At 66.6% G+C, this 17,833-nt stretch carries 15 protein-coding genes; 6 read left to right on the top strand and 9 right to left on the bottom strand.

What is annotated here, in order from left to right:
* Positions 1–15 precede the first annotated feature (15 nt).
* The 5 genes from JL11_RS15035 to JL11_RS15015 all read right to left on the bottom strand — a co-directional run bounded on the left by JL11_RS15035 (position 16) and on the right by JL11_RS15015 (position 9,459).
* A complete protein-coding gene (locus JL11_RS15035) occupies positions 16–933 on the bottom strand; it encodes a HEPN domain-containing protein (RefSeq protein WP_054766363.1) in 918 nt (305 codons plus the stop codon).
* A 76-nt stretch (positions 934–1,009) separates the two neighbouring features.
* Entirely contained in the window at positions 1,010–3,928 is a 2,919-nt protein-coding gene (locus JL11_RS15030; protein ID WP_054766362.1) for a hypothetical protein, read from the bottom strand.
* 83 nt (positions 3,929–4,011) lie between these two features.
* Complete coding sequence (locus JL11_RS15025) at positions 4,012–7,269, bottom strand: error-prone DNA polymerase (RefSeq protein ID WP_054766361.1); 3,258 nt, start codon at positions 7,267–7,269, stop codon at positions 4,012–4,014.
* Positions 7,266–8,786, bottom strand: a complete 1,521-nt coding sequence (locus JL11_RS15020) for a Y-family DNA polymerase (RefSeq protein ID WP_054766360.1) — start codon at positions 8,784–8,786, stop codon at positions 7,266–7,268. Before JL11_RS15020 ends, JL11_RS15025 begins: the two co-directional genes overlap by 4 nt.
* Entirely contained in the window at positions 8,701–9,459 is a 759-nt protein-coding gene (locus tag JL11_RS15015; protein WP_054766359.1) for an ImuA family protein, read from the bottom strand. The genes JL11_RS15020 and JL11_RS15015 overlap by 86 nt, the downstream gene beginning before the upstream one ends.
* 151 nt (positions 9,460–9,610) lie before the next feature.
* On the opposite strand from JL11_RS15015, the gene JL11_RS15010 reads away from it, so the two are divergent.
* The 3 genes from JL11_RS15010 (at position 9,611) to JL11_RS15000 (ending at position 11,787) form a co-directional block, all read left to right on the top strand.
* Entirely contained in the window at positions 9,611–10,189 is a 579-nt protein-coding gene (locus JL11_RS15010; RefSeq protein ID WP_054766358.1) for an SOS response-associated peptidase, read from the top strand.
* Between the two features lie 347 nt (positions 10,190–10,536).
* Positions 10,537–10,830: a DUF736 domain-containing protein gene (locus JL11_RS15005; RefSeq protein ID WP_054766357.1), complete on the top strand. Its 294-nt coding sequence runs from the start codon at positions 10,537–10,539 to the stop codon at positions 10,828–10,830.
* A gap of 72 nt (positions 10,831–10,902) precedes the next feature.
* Positions 10,903–11,787: an ArdC family protein gene (locus tag JL11_RS15000; protein WP_054766356.1), complete on the top strand. Its 885-nt coding sequence runs from the start codon at positions 10,903–10,905 to the stop codon at positions 11,785–11,787.
* Between the two features lie 36 nt (positions 11,788–11,823).
* Here JL11_RS15000 and JL11_RS14995 read toward each other — a convergent pair whose 3' ends face one another.
* The 3 genes from JL11_RS14995 to JL11_RS14985 all read right to left on the bottom strand — a co-directional run bounded on the left by JL11_RS14995 (position 11,824) and on the right by JL11_RS14985 (position 14,215).
* Positions 11,824–12,951 (bottom strand): hypothetical protein, encoded by a 1,128-nt coding sequence (locus JL11_RS14995; RefSeq protein WP_054766355.1) that lies wholly within the window; start codon positions 12,949–12,951, stop codon positions 11,824–11,826.
* Positions 12,948–13,631 (bottom strand): Abi family protein, encoded by a 684-nt coding sequence (locus JL11_RS14990; protein ID WP_054766354.1) that lies wholly within the window; start codon positions 13,629–13,631, stop codon positions 12,948–12,950. Before JL11_RS14990 ends, JL11_RS14995 begins: the two co-directional genes overlap by 4 nt.
* A gap of 83 nt (positions 13,632–13,714) precedes the next feature.
* The gene (locus JL11_RS14985) at positions 13,715–14,215 is read right to left on the bottom strand and encodes a helix-turn-helix domain-containing protein (protein ID WP_054766353.1); all 501 of its coding nucleotides are present in this window, start codon (positions 14,213–14,215) and stop codon (positions 13,715–13,717) included.
* Positions 14,216–14,622: 407 nt separating this feature from the next.
* On the opposite strand from JL11_RS14985, the gene JL11_RS14980 reads away from it, so the two are divergent.
* Both JL11_RS14980 and JL11_RS14975 read left to right on the top strand, forming a co-directional pair.
* On the top strand, positions 14,623–15,144 hold the full coding sequence (locus JL11_RS14980) for a MobC family plasmid mobilization relaxosome protein (protein WP_054766352.1): 522 nt from the start codon (positions 14,623–14,625) through the stop codon (positions 15,142–15,144).
* Complete coding sequence (locus tag JL11_RS14975) at positions 15,141–16,145, top strand: relaxase/mobilization nuclease domain-containing protein (protein ID WP_054766351.1); 1,005 nt, start codon at positions 15,141–15,143, stop codon at positions 16,143–16,145. The genes JL11_RS14980 and JL11_RS14975 overlap by 4 nt, the downstream gene beginning before the upstream one ends.
* A gap of 182 nt (positions 16,146–16,327) precedes the next feature.
* On the opposite strand, the gene JL11_RS18160 is transcribed toward JL11_RS14975, so the two are convergent.
* Positions 16,328–16,951 carry a TetR/AcrR family transcriptional regulator gene (locus JL11_RS18160; RefSeq protein WP_054766350.1) on the bottom strand — a complete coding sequence of 208 codons (624 nt, stop codon included), beginning with the start codon at positions 16,949–16,951 and terminating at the stop codon, positions 16,328–16,330.
* Positions 16,952–17,033: 82 nt separating this feature from the next.
* Here JL11_RS18160 and JL11_RS14965 point away from each other — a divergent pair, with 82 nt between their 5' ends.
* Positions 17,034–17,765 (top strand): alpha/beta fold hydrolase, encoded by a 732-nt coding sequence (locus JL11_RS14965; RefSeq protein WP_054766349.1) that lies wholly within the window; start codon positions 17,034–17,036, stop codon positions 17,763–17,765.
* Positions 17,766–17,833: the final 68 nt, after the last annotated feature.

Raw genomic sequence — 17,833 nt, 5'->3', positions numbered from 1 at the left:
TCGTGGACGGCGGCTCTAGGTCTCGGTCGAACCCTCAGCCCGCAGCTCAGCGAGCCGGCGATCGGAGGCTTCGGCCACAATCTGGCGGAGCAACTCGATGCGCTCTCCGAGATACGCGAGCTCCTCCTCCGTGATGCGGTAGTGGCGCGAGTAGCGAGCCTTCACGTAGGCCGCGCGCAACAGTTCGAAGCAGCGCTTCTGGAACTTGGTCTCCTGCGGCCACACTTCGCGAAGGCGCGGTTCCAGCGGCTCCGTGATCTTCCGGAGATGGACGAGGTTGTGGCTGCGAGGCGCATAGAGCGTCAGGACGAGCAGCAAGCCCTGATAGAGGGACTCGGTCGCTTGATGCAGATTGAACGCTGCGAGCTTTAGCTCGTGATCGTCGATGCAGAACCGCGCGATTTTCGTGAAGCCGTTCGAAGCTGCTTTCCACTCCTCGACGTACTCCATCGTCTCTTCCAGTGCGGTCGCTGGCGGAAGAGGCTGCGGGTCCGACAGCTTCACGCCGGGCGTATCCTTCAGGACGATGCCCTCGCGGACGATGTCGATGAAGAACGGACGGCCGTGCTCCAGCTTGAAGTTCACGTCGTCGAGGCTGTGAACGATGAGCTCGGTGGAGGTGCGCATGGCGCCGAGCGTCCACTGCTCCATCAGCTCCTCGTTGACCTTCTCCCAGAACTCGATGTCCGTGAGGTCCTCGTGATCGACGATGACCAGCAGATCGAAATCCGAGAAGTAACGGCTGATAGGATCGTGGACCCAGTCGCCTCGTGCGTAGCTCCCGTAGAGGATGATCTTCAGGATGCGACCGTTCTTTAGTCGGTCGGCCCGTCGCGTCGAGATTGCCTTGGCGAACCCCTCCTCGATGATGTCGACGTACCGTTCCAGCTCACGCTGCTTGGTCGGCGACAGTTTGCGGAGAGGGCGTTTCATGGGGTGAGTCTCGGAAATGCCCGGCCTCGAAGCAAGGTCGAAAACATCGCATCCCTGTCGCAGCGGCGATCGGGCATCAGAACAGGGGCTCGTGATCGACGTCGTCTCGCCGCAGGCCATAACGCCGGATCAACAGCGCTTCCAGCGCGTCCGGATCTCTCATTCGTCCGCCCTGCAAGCCCCACGAACCGACGTGGGCGCCGATGAACATCAGCCTGTTCACTCTGATGGCCTCGTCCGAAAAGGCCTCGGCGGACAGCGCTTCATCCGGTTCTTCAGGCCTGTTCAATTCGGCTTTCGCCTTCTCCATCACCTCGCGCGACGGTCTTCCCGCCACATCGAACGAAAAGCGGGCGTTCAAGGCGATATTCGCCAGGATGCTCAGGATTTCCCAGTCCTTGAGTCCCTCGTCGCGCATCGCCGCGAGGCGGGCGCGCACATCCGGATCCGCTAGAATTACTGGGAGGGTGTGGCGGAGATAGGCGAACGAGCGATTGTATCGCTGCTCAATCGACAGTGCGGCTTCATCCGCATCATATCCTGGCCCGGGCCCCGTCGGCCCCGACAGCGCCTCGATCTTTCTAAGCTCAAAGACGCGTTCGGGCTCGATGGTCGGCAACGCCTGGCGGATCGCCTCGCCGAACGCCTCCTCAGAGATCAGGTCTCGGTAGAGTTCCGGGTAAGGGCGAGCGGTGAAGAGCTCGCCGGCGAGCGCTTCCACCTGGTCGCTCAGTGCTTCGGCCGCTTCCTTCGGCGGCAACAGCGACAGGGCTCCGAGGATCGGAGCGAGGACCCCTTGAATCATCGGCCATGGGTCTGGCGGGCCTCCAGACGGAAGGGTGAGACTGAAGGTGCGTATTGTGGTCGGCGTGCTGGGTTCGACTTCCTCGAACGCAGGCTCCGCGTGTGTCGGATCCACCCGGACATCGATATGCACTTCACCCGGAAGGGTCACCAGATCGACCCGGAGCAGGATGACGGCGAAAAGCTGGAGGCTGGCTATAACCTGTTCGGCCTCGGGCACGACGGCGTAGCGGTTCTCGAACACGCACGTCCAATCGATATCCATCGCGCGCCAGCGAACGGTTCGCTTGGGGCCAAAATCACTGAACGGACGATCAAGGAAAGCCTCCTGGAGACGCTCCCACAGTTCATCCGGGTTATCCTGAATCCAGAAGCCGTCCGCCGACTCCGAGGCGGACCGGATTGGATCCCAGAGCACAGGCGGCCAGTCGGCGTACAGTCTGTCAAAGGTAGGCAGCGCCTCGGGGGCGAGCCTGAGAAGAGCCCCTCGCCACGTCGTCAGTTGCCCGATGTTGACGTTGAGGTCCGAGTGCTTCTCAAGGTCGAGAGGGTCCGCTTGATGCTGGACATGAGCGCGCAGCATCGCCGCCATCGCTTGAATGAAACCAACCGCGCAGCCTGCGTTGTCCTCGAAGTCCGCCACGGACAAGCGCGCGGTGGGCAGAAGCGGGCCGAGCGCGTCCTCGGGGTGGTACTCGGCAATGAAGGCCGCCGCGAGCGCGTAGTTCTTGGCTGCATAGGTCAGCCCCAAATCCCGGTAGCAGCCTGCGAGCAGGAGCATGACGCGGACGGCGCCCTCGATGCGGTCCCCAGAAAACCACTTCGCCTTGGCCTTGTGGAGCTCGCGGATCGCCGTCAGTGGATGATCATTGTCCAGAAGCGCGAGCGCCCTTTTGAGGGCCTTTTCACCTGCCACCGCGCCGCCAGCCCGTTCAGCGATCAGTTCGTCGGCGCGTTCCGCCAAGGCGAGCAGCTCCGCATCCTCGCCCGCGATCGCGATCACCTTGGTCAGGAAATCCGAGAAGTCTTCGATCGGGAAGAGTGGCGTAGATTTGGCTTCATCGAGCATCCGTCCCCAGTCCAAACGAGATGCGTTTGGATCGCTTGGCGCGTCCGGAGCGCTCGGGAGTCCGCTGATGTGCCCGCGAACGCGAAGCAGCCCGGTGCGACGCACCGGGCCGGGCGCGGTCTCGATCTCGCGATCGATCACGTCGAGAAGGGTGTTTCGCCACTCAACGAGCTCGTCCAATGAGCCGTGATAGGTCGAGTGGAGCAAGCCGCCGTGCGCATAGACGAGCAAGGTGGCTGCGTTCTGCAGGTCAGCCTGCCCGGTCCATTCCCCGACGTCGGAGTAGTAGTCGCGGAGCCTGTGCGCCTGGGGGTTCAGATCCCCGAACCCTCGAAGGGACGCGACCGCGATCTCATAGGCCGCGTTCCGGGCGAGACCACGCGGTGCCGCCTCGTGCGCCGCGAAGACCTCCATCTTCGAAATCCAGAAGCGGAGATCGTGACGTGCTTCGATGTCGAAGGTCGCTCGCCGCACACCGCGCTTTATGTCCGTGAAGTCGGCCTGGCTTATCACCAGCGGTTCGCGGTCTCGCCAACGGGCAAGACGATCATCGTACCCGTCGCCACTCGCAGGACCTGCGGGGCCGATCTCGGCCGGCAGCGAAAGGTACTGCTGGGCGATCCAGAACAGATCGCGATCTGCCAGCCATTCGGCGATCGCCTGGCCATCGAAAATCCTGAGCTCGATGTTGTGCTCGTCTCTCGCCCACTTCTGCAATCTGCGGCGCCGACCGATCGGGAAATCCGCCTCGCAGAAGTAGACGATCTCATCGACGGCCCCGCCCGCGACGATGGACTTCACATCCTTCTTGATCTTCGGTTCGATCCGCTTCTCGAGACTGCAGGCGAACACGACCTCGCGGGCTCCGGAGGCCTGTGCGACGAACGGCGAGTTCGCGGTCAAGGGAAGCGGCAGGTTCGTCCTGAACGACTCGAAATCCCGGCCTCCATCACCGCCCGCACTGACGGGGCCGGTCGCGGGCAGGATGTTCGAATAGAGCCGAGCTCGCGCGACGTGTCGCGTCAGATGCTCGAAGTCATGGTGCGCATTGAGCGCGCCCAGCTCGTTCAGGTGATAGCGGAGAACGCGAGAAAGCTGTGCTGGCGAGGGGCCGTCGGCCAAGGCGTATTTGTCCCGTCTAGGTTTTTGCGCCCGTTTCCGGGTCCTAGCTGTAGTTGTGATGCTGATTTGGTCGCTGTGGAAGGCTAACGGAAGTCCCGCGTTCGCACCCTGATCGCCTCAAGCGACAGATCGGGGATGTAGATGTCCCGCACCTTGGGCGTGCGGGCGTCGGGCGCGCTGCCGCGATAAACCTCGTCGCCCCGGCCGTGCGGCAGGGGGAAGTGATCCCGCTGGCCCAGTGACGCCAATAGGTCGGATGCGTCGTGCATGCGTGTCGCCACGATGTGGACGACCTCGCCCTCGCGCTGGACCGTCCCGTCTACGACGAGAAGGCTGGCGCCGAGCACGATGCGGCGCTGCTGTTCGTAGAGGCTGGGCCAGATGACCAGATTGGCGACGCCGGTCTCGTCCTCGATCGTGATGAACATCACGCCCTTGGCTGAGCCGGGCTTCTGACGGACGAGCACCAGACCTGCGACCCGGGTCTGGCGGCGGTCCCGCATCGCTGAGGCGTCCGCGCAGGTCATGACATGGCGCGACTGGAGGGTGTCGCGCAGGAAGGCGACCGGATGCTCGCGCAAGGTCAGGCCGACATGGCTGTAGTCCTCGACCACCTCCTGGCCCGCCGGCATTCCGGGCAGGGTCGCGTCCGGCTCAGCGACCTCCGGTGTTGTCGCGCCATCGTCCTGGACGACGGCGAACAGGGGTAGGGGATCATCACGCAGGGCCTTGATCGCCCATAGTGCCTCGCGCCTTTGCAGGCCCATGGACGGCAGGAAAGCGTCCGCCTCGGCGAGGCGGGTGAGGGCGCCGACCGGCGTCGAGGAGCGTCGCCAGACATCCTCGACACTGGTGAAGGCCGCCGCGCGCCGATGAACGACGAGGCGCCCCGCGTCCGCATTCGCCAGGCCGCGCACCATGCGCAGGCCGAGACGAACGGCGAAGCGGTCCTCACGGTCGGTGGGCTCAAGCGTGCAGTCCCAGCGGCTGGCGTTGACGCAGACCGGGCGGATTTCGACGCCGTGCTCACGGGCGTCGCGAACGATCTGGGCCGGGGCATAGAACCCCATGGGTTGGGCGTTCAGCAGGGCGGCGCAGAAGACGTCGGGGTGATGGCATTTGAGCCAGGAGGAGGCGTAGGCGATCAGGGCGAAGGACGCCGCATGGCTCTCGGGGAAACCATAGGAGCCGAAGCCCTCCAGCTGGCTGAAGGTCTTCTCGGCGAACTCGGCCGTATAGCCGCGCTCGACCATGCCGTTGACCAGCTTGTCCTTGAAGTGGCTGACGCCGCCGGTGAATTTGAACGTCGCCATGGCCCGGCGCAGCTGGTCCGCCTCGGACGCCGTGAACCCGGCGCATTCGATGGCGACCCGCATCGCCTGTTCCTGGAAGAGGGGGACGCCGAGCGTCTTGCCCAGCACCCGCTCCAGCTCCGGCTTGGGATAGTCGACCGGCTCCTTGCCCTCGCGTCGTCGCAGATAGGGGTGGACCATGTCGCCCTGAATCGGGCCAGGGCGGACGATCGCCACCTCGATGACCAAGTCGTAGAAGGTGCGCGGCTTGATCCGGGGGAGCATGGCCATCTGGGCCCGGCTCTCGATCTGGAAGACCCCCAGCGTGTCCGCCTTGCGGATCATCGCATAGGTCTTCGGATCCTCGGCCGGGATCGAGGCCAGATCGAGCTCGACGCCCTTGTGGTCCCGCAGCAGGTCCAGGCCCCGTCGCATGCAGCTCAGCATGCCGAGCGCAAGCACATCGACCTTCATGAACTTCAGGGCGTCGATGTCGTCCTTGTCCCATTCGATCACCTGGCGGTCCTTCATCGCCGCAGGCTCGATGGGGACGAGATCGTCCAGTCGGTCGTCCGTCAGGACGAAGCCGCCCGGGTGCTGGCTCAAATGCCGGGGAAAGCCGATCAGCTGGCGGGACAGGTCGAGCGCCAGCCGAAGGCGCCGATCCTGGAGGTTGAGGTTCAGTTCCTCGGCGTGTCGATCCTCGACGCCCTCGCTGGAATAGCTCCAGACCTGGGACGACAGCGTTTTGATCAGATCCTCGGACAGGCCGAGCGCCTTTCCCACGGCGCGCAGGGCGCCGCGTGACCGGTAGCGGATCACGGTGGCGCACAGCGCCGCGCGATCGCGGCCGTAGGTCTCATAGACCCACTGGATCACCTCCTCGCGCCGTTCGTGCTCGAAATCGACGTCTATGTCCGGCGGCTCCTTCCGCTCCTGGCTGACGAAGCGTTCGAACAGCAGGTGGTTGCGGCCCGGGTCGATCGAGGTGATGCCCAACACGAAACAGACCGCCGAATTGGCGGCCGATCCGCGGCCCTGGCAGAGGATGTCCCGGCTTCGGGCGAAGCGGACGATGGAGTTCACCGTCAGGAAATAGGGGGCATAGCCCAGGGCCTCGATGAGCGTCAGCTCATGCTTCAGGCTGGCGCGCACCTTGTCCGGCAAGCCGTCCGGATAGCGGCCGGCCGCGCCCTCCCAGGTCAATCGCTCCAGCGCCTGTTGCGGCGTCAGGCCGGGCAGGGCGGCCTCCCTGGGATACTGATACGACAGCTCGTCGAGGTTGAACCGGCACCGGTCGGCGATCTCGACCGACCGGCGCAGAGCGTCCGGATAGCGGGCGAACAGCCGGTGCATCTCCTCGGCGCGCTTCAGGTGACGATCGGCCGAGCGTTCCCGCTTGAAGCCGACATCGTCGATCGTGCAGCCCTCGCGAATGCAGGTCAGCACGTCCTGAAGGATGCGGCGGTCCGGGTGGTGGAAGAGGACGTCGTTGGTCACGACAGTGTTCACCCCAAGATCCTGGGCCAGCTCCGAAAGCTGATGCAGCCGCATCTGGTCCCGGGGGCGGCGGCGCAGGGTCAGGGCGCAATAGGCGTCAGCGCCGAAGATGTCGGCCAGGGCCGAGAGGCGTCGGCGGTACGACGCATCGGCGCGATCGGTGACGAGCACGGCGATCAGGCCCCCGGCATGGTCCGCCAGATCGGACCAGTCGAGGCGACACGCACCCTTGCCTGCGCGCCCCTTCCCGAGGGTCAGCAGTCGACACAGGCGACTGTAGGCCGCCCGATCGGTCGGATAGACCAGTATAGCGGTCTCATCGACGAGTTCGAGACGACAGCCGATCACCAGTCGAACCCCGGTCGCCTTGGCGGCCTCATGCGCTCGCACGATGCCGGCGACGCTGTTCCGGTCGGTGATGGCGAGCGCCTCCAGGCCGCAGACGGCGGCCTGGGCGAACAGCTCGTCGCAGCCGCTGGCGCCGCGCAGGAACGAGAAGTGGGAGGCGCACTGGAGTTCGGCATAGCGCCGCGTTGCGGTCTCGCTCATCCGAACCGGCCGTGGATGAACCAGGCCTGGGAGCCGGTCGTCGCATCCTCGCCGTCGCCGGCCCGGAACAGCCAGAAGCGCTCGCCGGCGTCGTCCTCGACCTGGAAGTAGTCGCGGACCGCCCGCATCTCCGCATCGCGTCGCCCCCACTCGCCGAAGATCCGTTCCGGGCCGTCGGCCCGGCGAATCCGACGGCGGACTCCGCGCCAGGTGAAATGGGTCGGCGGGTTGTCGGGCAGGAGCGCGATCGTCTCGATCGGCTCCGGCTTGCCGAACAACCGTGTCGGGCGGGGCCAGTCCGGCGTCCATGACACTCCCGTAGGGGCTGACAGAGGCGCGACCTTTCGGGTGGAGCGCTCCGGGACGTCGCTTTCCACCGGAGACAGCCGGTAGAGCCGGTCAGCGCCGATCCGGTTCGCCAAGGTATCGACGAGCATGGACACGTCCGGCGCGACCTCCGCGCCGAGACGCGCGGCGGCGGGCCGCCAGTTCAGCGGCTCGGCCGCACTCGCGGCCAGCGTCATGCGGTCGATGCCGAAGCCGGGCGCGATCGTTTCGATCTTGTCGGTCAGCAGCCGGGTCAGCCGGCGCACGTCGCGCACCGGCTGGGCCAGACCCACGCGGACTGCCTCGATCCGGTTGTCCACGCGGTAGCAGAGCCAGTCGAGCCGCCGCGCCCCCAGGCCGCGCGTTTCCAACTGCCCGCACAGGGCTTCGGCCAGGGCGCCGGCGTACCGGGCCAGGGTTTCTGGGGCCCCGATCGGCTCGGCGAAGACCCGTTCGACGCGGGGCGTCTCAGGCGCCTCGACCGGGATCAGAGGCTCCCCCGACCGGCCATAGGCCTGGTCGAGACGCCGGCCAAGCTCCGCTCCGAAACGGAGCTGGAGGGGCGCGCGGGGCCGGTGGGCGACGTCGCCGATCCGTTCGAACCCCATCCGCCTCAGCCCGACGGGAAGGTCGGCCGGCAGGCGCAAGGCCTCGAGCGGCAAGGGGGAGAGAGCCGCATCGACGCCGTCATCTGCGATGAGGCTCTGGTCGGCGCGGAAACGGGCGACCGCATGGGCGGCGCCGAGCGTTGGGCCGACGACGCCCCGGCTGGTCACGCCGACGCCCTGGAGGCGCGCCGCCAGATCGCGCAGGAGCGCCGGCTCGCCTCCCTGAAGATGGGCGGCGCCGGTGACGTCGATCGCCAGTCCATCCGGCGGATCGGCCTGGCACACAGGGGCGTAGCGGTGCATCGCCCACAGGGCGAGGCGATCCAGAGCCTCGGCGTCGCCATGCGGATCGGCGTCTCTCACGTCCAGACCCGGGATCAGGGCCTGAGCCTGGGTTGCGGCCATGCCCACGCGTGCGCCGGAGCCGGCGGCGGCGGCGTTGCAGGCCGTCACGACCCGCTTGCGACCGATCCGGCCCGTAAGGACGAGAGGATGCTCAGGCGGCGGCGCGTCGGCGCCCAACCGGCGGCGCAACCGATCGACGGGCCAGTTCGGCAGGAAGAGCGAGACGACCCGTCTCATCACAAGCGTCCAGAATGAAGTCCGCCGCGTCGGCGCCGCGGCAACGCATAAGTTCGATCCGCCATCGCGCCCGACCGATCCCGGGGACCGGCAAGGGCGCTGATGGCTCGGCGCTGACGCGCCAGCGCGTGGCGGCGGCGGTCGGCTGGCCGAAGTCGGCGGCCTCCGCCGCCCGGCGCCATCGCCGGACCGCAAGGCCGATAACGCCCGACGCCTCGGCGGCCAGCTGCAGTCGGCGCGAGGCGGTCATGGTCAGGCGGGACGTCTCGCAGACGACGCCCGCCAGCCCGCCATGGCGCAGGCCTTCCTCGAAACACGCCATCAGCGCCTTCTCGTCGCCCGCCTCGACGTAGATGACCCGGTCCGGTCCCAGCCCCGCATGGCTGAGCGCGGGGGCGAACAGGTCGGGGCGGGTGATGCACCACAGAACCGGTCCGGGCAGACGGGCGACAATGCCCGCCGCGAAAAGAGCGGCCGCCGCGCCGCCGACGGCGTCGTCGCCGCCCCCGGCCACCTCATGGAGCGCCCCGAGCGCGAGGCCTCCGCCCGGCAGGGCGGCGTCCAGTCTCGCCACCTCGAACGGCAGCACGCCGACCGCTCGACGGTCAGCCTGCTCCAGCGCGCGAACCTTGGCGCGCAAGTCCTCGAAGTGGGCCGAGCGGGCGGCCGGCATGGACGAACTCCTCCTCGCCTCTATAATGTTCCTGAAATGTTCTGGTTCGAAGGTGAGGTCGGAGTCAATCCGGCCGGCGCCTTTTCCCCCGGGATTTGCGGCGACCCCGGAGCCGTGAAATCCTCGGCTCGACGTCACGGGAGCTCAGGTCATGTGCAACGAATACCAACTCATCCTGCCGTTCGACGATGTGATTGCGGCGTTCAATCTGACGGGAAACCGGCTCGTCTTTCCCGGCGGCATGCCGAACTTCGGCCCGATGGCCTCGATCCGCATCGGGGATCGGGCCCCGATCATCCAGATGGGGGCGGAGGGGCCCGAGGCCGTCATGACCCCCTGGGCCTGGAAGGGGCCGGGCGGACGCCCGGTCTTCAACTTCCGCTCCGACGGGCGATCCTTCGAGGGCTCGCACCGGTGCCTGATCCCGGCGGACGGCTTCTTCGAGTTCACCGACCCTGAACCCGGGCAGAAGCGAAAGACCAAATGGCGCTTCACCCTGTCAGGCCAGCGGCTCTTCTGGGTGGCGGGCCTGATCAAGGAGGGCGCCTTCGCCATGCTGACCACCGAGCCGGGGGAGGATATTGCCCCCTATCACGACCGGCAGATCGTGGTGCTTCGGCCCGAGGACGGGGCGGCCTGGCTCGACCTCCAGCGGCCCCAGACCGAACTGTTGCGGGCTCTGCCCGCCGGGAGCCTCGACGTCGAGAAGGTCTTCCCCGCCGCAGCCTGAGCGCCGGGTTGAGCCTGGGCGGGTCGGGGCCTGACCGACCATGCCGGGGGCCAATGGCGATGACGGGGTGTTCGGGGCGGCCGGGGTCTCACATCCTTTTCGCGCCAGCCGGCGCGGCCTCTCGATGAGGCGGATCTGACCGAAACCCGGTCGGCTGGCGCAACCGCTTGCGCGACTTTCATCCCCGGCCTGACGGCCTTCCTCGCGAAACAAGAAAGTCTCTTGTCGCGGTCCTCCGCTTCGCTGCGGGGGCTCGCTCCGCTCTCCCTGCGCGCCGCCCGGGCCCCGGTCTCCCGATCGCCATCGAGGCCGCGGCAGGCGTGGCCCGAAGCAAAGGAGAGACTGACATGGCCACCATCGGCACCTTCACCGCCCAAGGCGACGGCTACACCGGTTCGATCAAGACCCTCACCCTGAACGTCAAGACGGCGGTTCTTCGGCCCAACGAGAAGACCGACGACAAGGCCCCCGACTTCCGGATCTTCGCCGGCCAGACCGAGTTCGGCGCCGCCTGGAAGCGCAAGAGCCAGCAAGACCGCGACTACCTCTCGGTCAAGCTCGACGATCCCAGCTTCCCGGGACCGATCTACGCCTCCCTGGTGGAGGTCGAGGGCGGACACAGCCTGATCTGGTCCCGCTGACCCAAGAGCCGCGGCGGCGCGGAGACCGCGCCGTCGCTCCTTCTTCCCACACTCCGTTTCGAGGAGGCCGCCATGACGCGCCCCGCCAATCCCGCACGCCCGGAAATCCATACCCGGATCACCCAACAGATCATCGCTCAGCTCGAAGCCGGGGTCCGCCCCTGGACCCAGCCCTGGAAGGCCTCGATCTCCGTCAGCCGCCCGCTCCGCCATGATGGGACGCCCTACAACGGCATCAATGTCGTCCTGCTCTGGGGCGAAGCGGCCAGCCGGGGTTTCAGCCGCTCCACCTGGATGACCTTCCGTCAGGCGCTGGCCCTCGGCGCCCACGTTCGCAAGGGCGAACGCGGCGCGACGGTCGTCTACACCAACCAGATCGTCCGTGAGGACACCGACGACACGGGAGCGGAGGTCCAGCAACGCATCCCGTTTCTGAGGGCCTACACCGTCTTCAACGTCGATCAGATCGAAGGCCTGCCGGAGCGCTACGGCGAACCGGAGACGATCGAGATCAATCCGGACGAGCGGATCGCCCGCATCGACGCCTTCTTCAGACACTGCGGCGCCGAGGTCCGGCACGGCGGCGGCAGCGCCTACTACGCCCCGGGTCCGGACCATGTGCAGATGCCGCCGTTCGAATGTTTCGAGACGGCGGACGACTACTACAGCACCCTCGGCCACGAGATGACCCACTGGACGCGCCATCCCACCCGTCTCGATCGGGACCTGGGCCGTCAGCGCTTCGGCGACGCCGGCTATGCCCGCGAAGAGCTGGTCGCCGAGCTCGGCGCCGCCTTCCTCTGCGCGGACCTCGGGCTCGCCCTCGAACCGCGCGAGGACCACGCGGCCTATATCGCCAACTGGCTCGAGGTCCTGAAGGACGACAAGCGCTTCATCGTCTCGGCGGCCTCGCACGCGCAGAAGGCGGTCGACCATCTGCACGGTCTGCAGCCCTGAGGCCGGGACGGGCCGACGAGCCGTCGGCCCGTTTCTTCAGAAGTCGAGGAAGATCGCGCCCTTCTGTCGGTCCGCGAGGCTGACGACTGTGTGCGTGAACGCCGCGTTCTCGGCGTAGCTGGCCTCGAGAAGACCGATGAGGCGCTCCCGGTTGCGCGCCTGGGCCGGGCTCAGGGCGGCCTTCAAATCCCGAACCTCGTCCTCGTCCACACTGGAGATCCAGCTGAAGAATTTGGCGAGGAAGCCGACCATTACATCGGAGACCTGGACGCCGGGATCGTCATGCGACCTCTCGACGAAGCGATAGTTGCAAAAGGGGGCGTCGCCGTCGGTCAACGTCATCCGGGCGAGCTCGCCGGAGACGACGTCCTCGGCGTCGAAGACGTGGTGCGCATTCTTCAGAATGCAGATGCGCTCCAGGAAGAAGTCCCGGAAGCCGTCGATCAGAACCCGCGCCTCCCCGCCCTCGATGAAGGGCAGGGGATGGTGGCGTCCCATCTGCAGCAGGCCCCGCAGCATCTGGTAGCCGAAATGATCCAGCAGACCGGCGTGATCTTCCGCGAAGGTGATCAGCTCGGTCATGAAGGCGCGTCGGTTTTCCGGCTTCAGGTCCGGATAGTCGAATCGGGCCATCAGGGCCGCGGTCCGGGCCCGGTCGGCGCGAAGCACGGTGCAGAGGTCCGACTTAAGGGTTTCCCCGAAGCCGTCCGGCATCTCCCCGGCCGCCAGCACCGAGTCGACGACGTCGACGACGGACCAGTAGAAGGGGTCGAGCGCGAGGTAGTGGACGAGGAGGTTTTCCTCCAGCGCCCAGTCGAGAAACGTCTCCAGCTTCCTCGACCCGAGGACCTTCGGAAACTCGCCCCGGCCGAAGAGCGCGAAATGCAGCTCCTCGGCGTTGGGCTGGATGAAGGCCCGCGCCCTCAGCGGCGCGACATCGATCGGGGTCGAATCCCGACGACCGAGACCGCCGAGCACCCAGCAGTTCAGGTCCGGGACGTTGAAGGCGTCGGCCTGGAGATGCAGTCGCCGGATGTTGTTCGTTTCGTCGTAGTAGAGCCAGTAGGCCCGGTCGGCGTCAACCAGGCCGTGCGCCTCGATGGACGGCCGCCTCAGCGCGTTCACGTCGACGACCCGTCTCGTCGGCTTGGAAGGCTCGCTCATGCCTCGTCCTTGCCGGGACGGGGCAGGGCGAGACGTTCGGCCGGGTGGACCTCGGGGAAGCGATCGACCGTCCCGCGCCAGTCGTCCATCGCCGGCGACAGCCAGCGGGTCATCTCCAGCATGGCCTGATGCAGCTTGGGCAGGTTCCAGTAGAGAATGGGTTCGTGGTGGGCGATCCGGTTCCGCAGGAGCCGCACCTGCGTCAGTCGCGCCGTGAAGTCCTTCCGGGCCAGGAAGCGGCCCTCCCGCGTGGCGATCCTGTGCAGGGTGCGCTTCCACAGATCGTCCTGCTCCCGCCCGAACATCGAGGTCCAGAAGCTGAAGGTCAGGGCGGCGACCACGCGGCCGTCCTCGATCGGCTTGCCCGCCTCGGTCAGCTCGGCGATCGCCGTGCGCACCTGTTCGGCCTGACGGTCGGTGACGTGACCGGCCTCGGGCTGGAACCATCCCGGGCCATGGGCCTCGGACATCACCGTATGGATGCGATTGCGCAGCGCGACCTCCAGGGCCTGGAGGGGCACATAGAGGGCTTCGGAGACCTGGGTGTTCAGCGTATAGAGGGCCACGGCGCGCTCGCGGTCGCCTTCCGCCCACGCGACATAACGGGCGAAGCGTTCGAGAGAGAGCGCGGCTTCCACCGCATCGGCGTCGGCCGCCGGCCTTGCGTCGGGGTGGGTCATGGATTATCTCTACCTGCGTACACCCCGGGATCGCCTCTGCTGCAAAGCATGCCCCCGGGGTAAATCAATTCTGGGCCCTGACGTTACGGCTGGCGCAGTCCCACCGGAGTGGAGACGCGAAGCCGGGCGGCCTCCCGATCCTTGCGCGCCTGGGTGAACTCGGGTTCGAGCTTGCGGACCCGTTCGATCAAACCATCGAGATGATAGACGTTGGAGGCCCAGTCGCCGGCCGCCGTCTTGCGCATCTCGCGACGCACCAGACCGGCCTGTTCAAGCTGGCGCATATTGGTCTGGATGGTCTTCGGCTTCACGCCGATGCGGCGGCCGAGTTCCGCCCGCGACGGGAAGGGGGCGCGGTTCGGGTCCCGGTAATAGTCCAGCAGCTGAACCAGGATGTTGAACTGCATCGCGGTCAGACCCAGTCGCGACTGCGCCTGAATCAGGATCGACGGGATACCGGCATAGCCGTTGGCGATGACCGCCTTGCCCCAGATCCGGTCCTGCGACGCGGCGGTCTTGGCGGGGGGCGGGGCGGGGACGAGCGGCGGGAACGGCACGATGCTCGGCGAGGCGGGGGTGGACATGGCGGAAACTCCTTCCCCACGAACCTATGGGTGCGATGGGCGGCGAACAAGGTTCCGGGGTTGCGGAGGTATGGCGCCGTCATGACCTACCTGACTGGGTATGCTTACGATCGTTACGCCAGATGCGCTGCTTAACGTCTTGCTGATTCAGCGGCAGGCTGAGGACCCAGGTGGGGTTCGCACGAGCCCCACCGGTAGGGCAGGAAAAAGACCCACCCTCCGAGCGGGCGCGCCGCGAGGTCTTCCTCTTCCCGCTTGGTTGGGGCGCCCTTCAGGGCGGCGGGCGAGCGGCCGGAACCGGCCGCCGAGGGGAGGGCGGGCAGCCCCGTAGGCCTACGGGGCGAAGGGGGTGAGAGTCTAGGGCAGGATAGGCTTTGCGCCGGCAATGTCTGACAGACCCACTCCCTATGGATCGCCTCACCCTTCGTGTCCCGCCCGACCTGATCCGCCGCTTCGACGCCGCCGCGGCCTCGAGCGGCGGACGCGCGCGGCTCCTTCGACGGCTGATGGAGGCGGCGGCCCAGGCGCCGTTTCCCGAGGCCCCGACGGCACCGCCCGCGCGCCTGGCGGCCAAATTGGGTCTGCGGCTGACCCTCGCGGACATGGTCGCCCTGGAGCGCGAGGCGGCCTTGAGAGGGCAGTCCCGAACACAATGGGCCGTGGCCCTGATCCGTGCGCGGCTGCATGGTCAACCCCAGCTCGGCCGTGGCGAGGCGATCGCCTTTCTGGAGGTGCAGCGCGAGCTTCGGCGGATCGGCGTCAACATCAACCAGATCGCCCGGGCCCTGAACACGGCCGTGATGGAGGGCGCGGTGCTGGACCTGGAGGTCGCTCAGCTGGACGCCTACGTCCATGAAATCCGCGCGCACCTGGTCGGGGTGCGGGAGGCCTTCGCGGGAAACCTGTCGTACTGGTCCCCCGAACCATGACCGACTTTCGCGTCCCGTCCGGCTTCGAGGAGGCGCTGCGTCCTCCCGTCCGCATGCGGCGGGCGAGGCTGGCGCACGCGGTGCTGCGGGTCACGCGGGGGAAGGGAAGCGAGCCGGCGAACGCCAGGCTTCAGCGCGTCGCGCGCCGTGTTCCGGAGGTGATGGTCAAGATCACCGGACGAACGCGGGACGGCGGCCATCTGCAGCGCCACCTGGACTACATTACCCGAAACGGAAAACTGGTCCTGGAGGGACCCGACGGCGAGCGTCTGTCCGGACCGGCGGAGGTTCGCGCCCTGGCCGAGGACTGGCGTGCCGAACTGGATGTGCTGGCGTCCCGAAAGGATACCCCGGTTTCTCTGTCGATCGTTCTGAGCATGCCGGCGGGTGTCGATCCCGGCCGGGTCCACGATGCCTCGCGCGCCTTCGCGGACGCCCTGTTCGGCGATCGACATCCCTATGTCTTCGCCCTCCACACGGATGATCGTCACCCCCACGTCCATCTCACAGTCCGGGCGCTGGGACGTGATGGGGAAAGGCTCAATCCGCGCAAGGCGGACCTCCAGCTCTGGCGCGAGACGTTCGCGGCGGCCCTGCGCGATCGCGGCGTCGAGGCCGAAGCCACCCCCCGACGCGCGCGTGGCGTGGTGCGCAAGAGCGAACGCACGCCCGTTCGGAAGCTGCGTGAGCGGTTCGAGCGTGGAGAGGGGGCGATGCCGGAGACCCTCAAGGGCGCCTTGAAAGACGCGGCCCGGTCGCCGGCGGAAGCGGCGCCTTGGGAAGTCCGACTGCGCCAAAGACAGGCGCAGATCCGCAAAGCGCTCGTGGTCGAGGCCTTGCGGCTCCAGGCGTCGAAGACAGACGCGGACCGGACATTAGGGCGAGATCTGGAGGTATTCGTCCGGACCCTGCCGCCCGTCGCGACCCGGCGGGAAATCCTCGCCCGGGCGCTCGGCGAAGATCAGGGACGGAAAGAGCGGGGCAGAGCTCGGACCCGTTGACGAGGTCACAAGAGACTCCACACCTCAACTGAACGGAGCCTCAAGGGTCGAGGGAAGCTCTCAATCCGGGAGCTGATCGGTTACCCACCGCGGGGGACCATGAGGGAAGTCGCCTCCAGCTGACGGATCAGTGCCTGCTATCCGCCATGAAGGCTATGACGGCTCCCGACCCGTTGCAGACCTTATTCAGGGTCAGCGCGAAGCATCGACATAATGTGCGAGATGAATGCTTCGTCTGAAAGATCGGCGTCACCGGTGACGGAGACCGCATCGCGTACTTCAATCTGACTTTCCAGCCAGAACTGAATGAGACCGCCGCTCATCACCAAGGCCAGTCCAGGGGGGAGATCGTCGCGAACGACACCTTCGACCTGGGCCTTCTGCATGAAGGCGACGCCGTACCGGGTCATCTGCTCGGAGCGGTCGATCCTCTCGTCGGTGAGGCCGTCCAGACGTCGCCACCTGTTGAACCTGAAAGCCAGTGGACGGTCGCCCCAGAACTCGAGGTAACCCCGCAGCATCGCGACCATCCCGGCGTCTGACGGCTTCGTCGGATCGACAGCGCCGCTCATGAAGGCGATGAAGTCGGAGGTGATGCGCTCGCCGACTGCGCGCCATAGACCTTCCTTACCACCGAAGTGATGGTTCAGAAGGGGCTGCGATACGCCCGCCTTCAGGGCGATCGCCCGCGTGCCCGCACCATGAAAGCCATGAGCCGCGAAGACCTCTAGCGCGGCGTCCATGATGACGTTGCGGGCGTCTCCCTCGGCGAATGCTCGACTCAACTCAGACAGCAGCGCCTCCATCAGCTTCGAGCCCTAATCGCACGATCAGTCTTGACTGATCAAGTGATCAATCTTATTTCGCCGTCAGTTTTTGGAGGCCGTCATGACTGGTCTACCCACGAGCGCTCGAACGTTCGTCCTTGTCCATGGGGCCAGCCACGGCGGCTGGTGCTATGATCGCGTCGCGGATCGGCTTCGAGCGCTCGGGCACCGAGTCTTCACACCGACCCTTGCGGGGCTGGCGGAACGCTCAAACGAGGACGCGCGCCAGATCAATCTGACCACCCACGTCAATGACATCCTGGGACTGTTCAGCCGCGAGGATCTTCACGACGTAGTCCTGTGCGGTCACTCGTATGGCGGCATGGTGATCAGCGGCGTGGCCGATCAGATACCGGACCGCATCAGCAACCTCGTGTTTCTGGACGCTGTCGTGCCGGACAATGGTGCTTGCATGGCGGACTACATCTTCCCCGGCTGGCGCGGCGTCATGCTGAAAATCATGGTCGCACTGCTGGGTGGCGGCTCCAGGGTCATCGCTCCGCCGGCCAGCTTCTTCAAGGTCAACAAGGCTGACCGGAAGATGGTGGACAGGCTGATGACTTCCCATCCGTATCCCTCGCTGCGCGAAAGGATCAGCATCGGCGACCAGGCTGATCGCATTCCGGGCCACACGTACATCTATGCGACAGAGTGGGGGTTCCCCGCCATCACAGAACAGTTCGAGCGCGCCAGGAAGCGTCCCGGCTGGCGGGTGTTCGAGGTTGCGTCAGGACATGACATCATGATCGATGCTCCCGGCGAGTTGAGCGAGATACTGAACAGCTTGAACTGACCTGGCAGGCCCGCTTCCCACCCATGGCTGACGTTGCCAGTCACCGCTTCTCGACCCGCCGTCCGCCT

The organism is Brevundimonas sp. DS20, assembly GCF_001310255.1.
GTDB classification, from domain to species: Bacteria; Pseudomonadota; Alphaproteobacteria; order Caulobacterales; family Caulobacteraceae; genus Brevundimonas; species Brevundimonas aurantiaca.
This window is presented reverse-complemented; position numbering and strand designations above follow the sequence as displayed.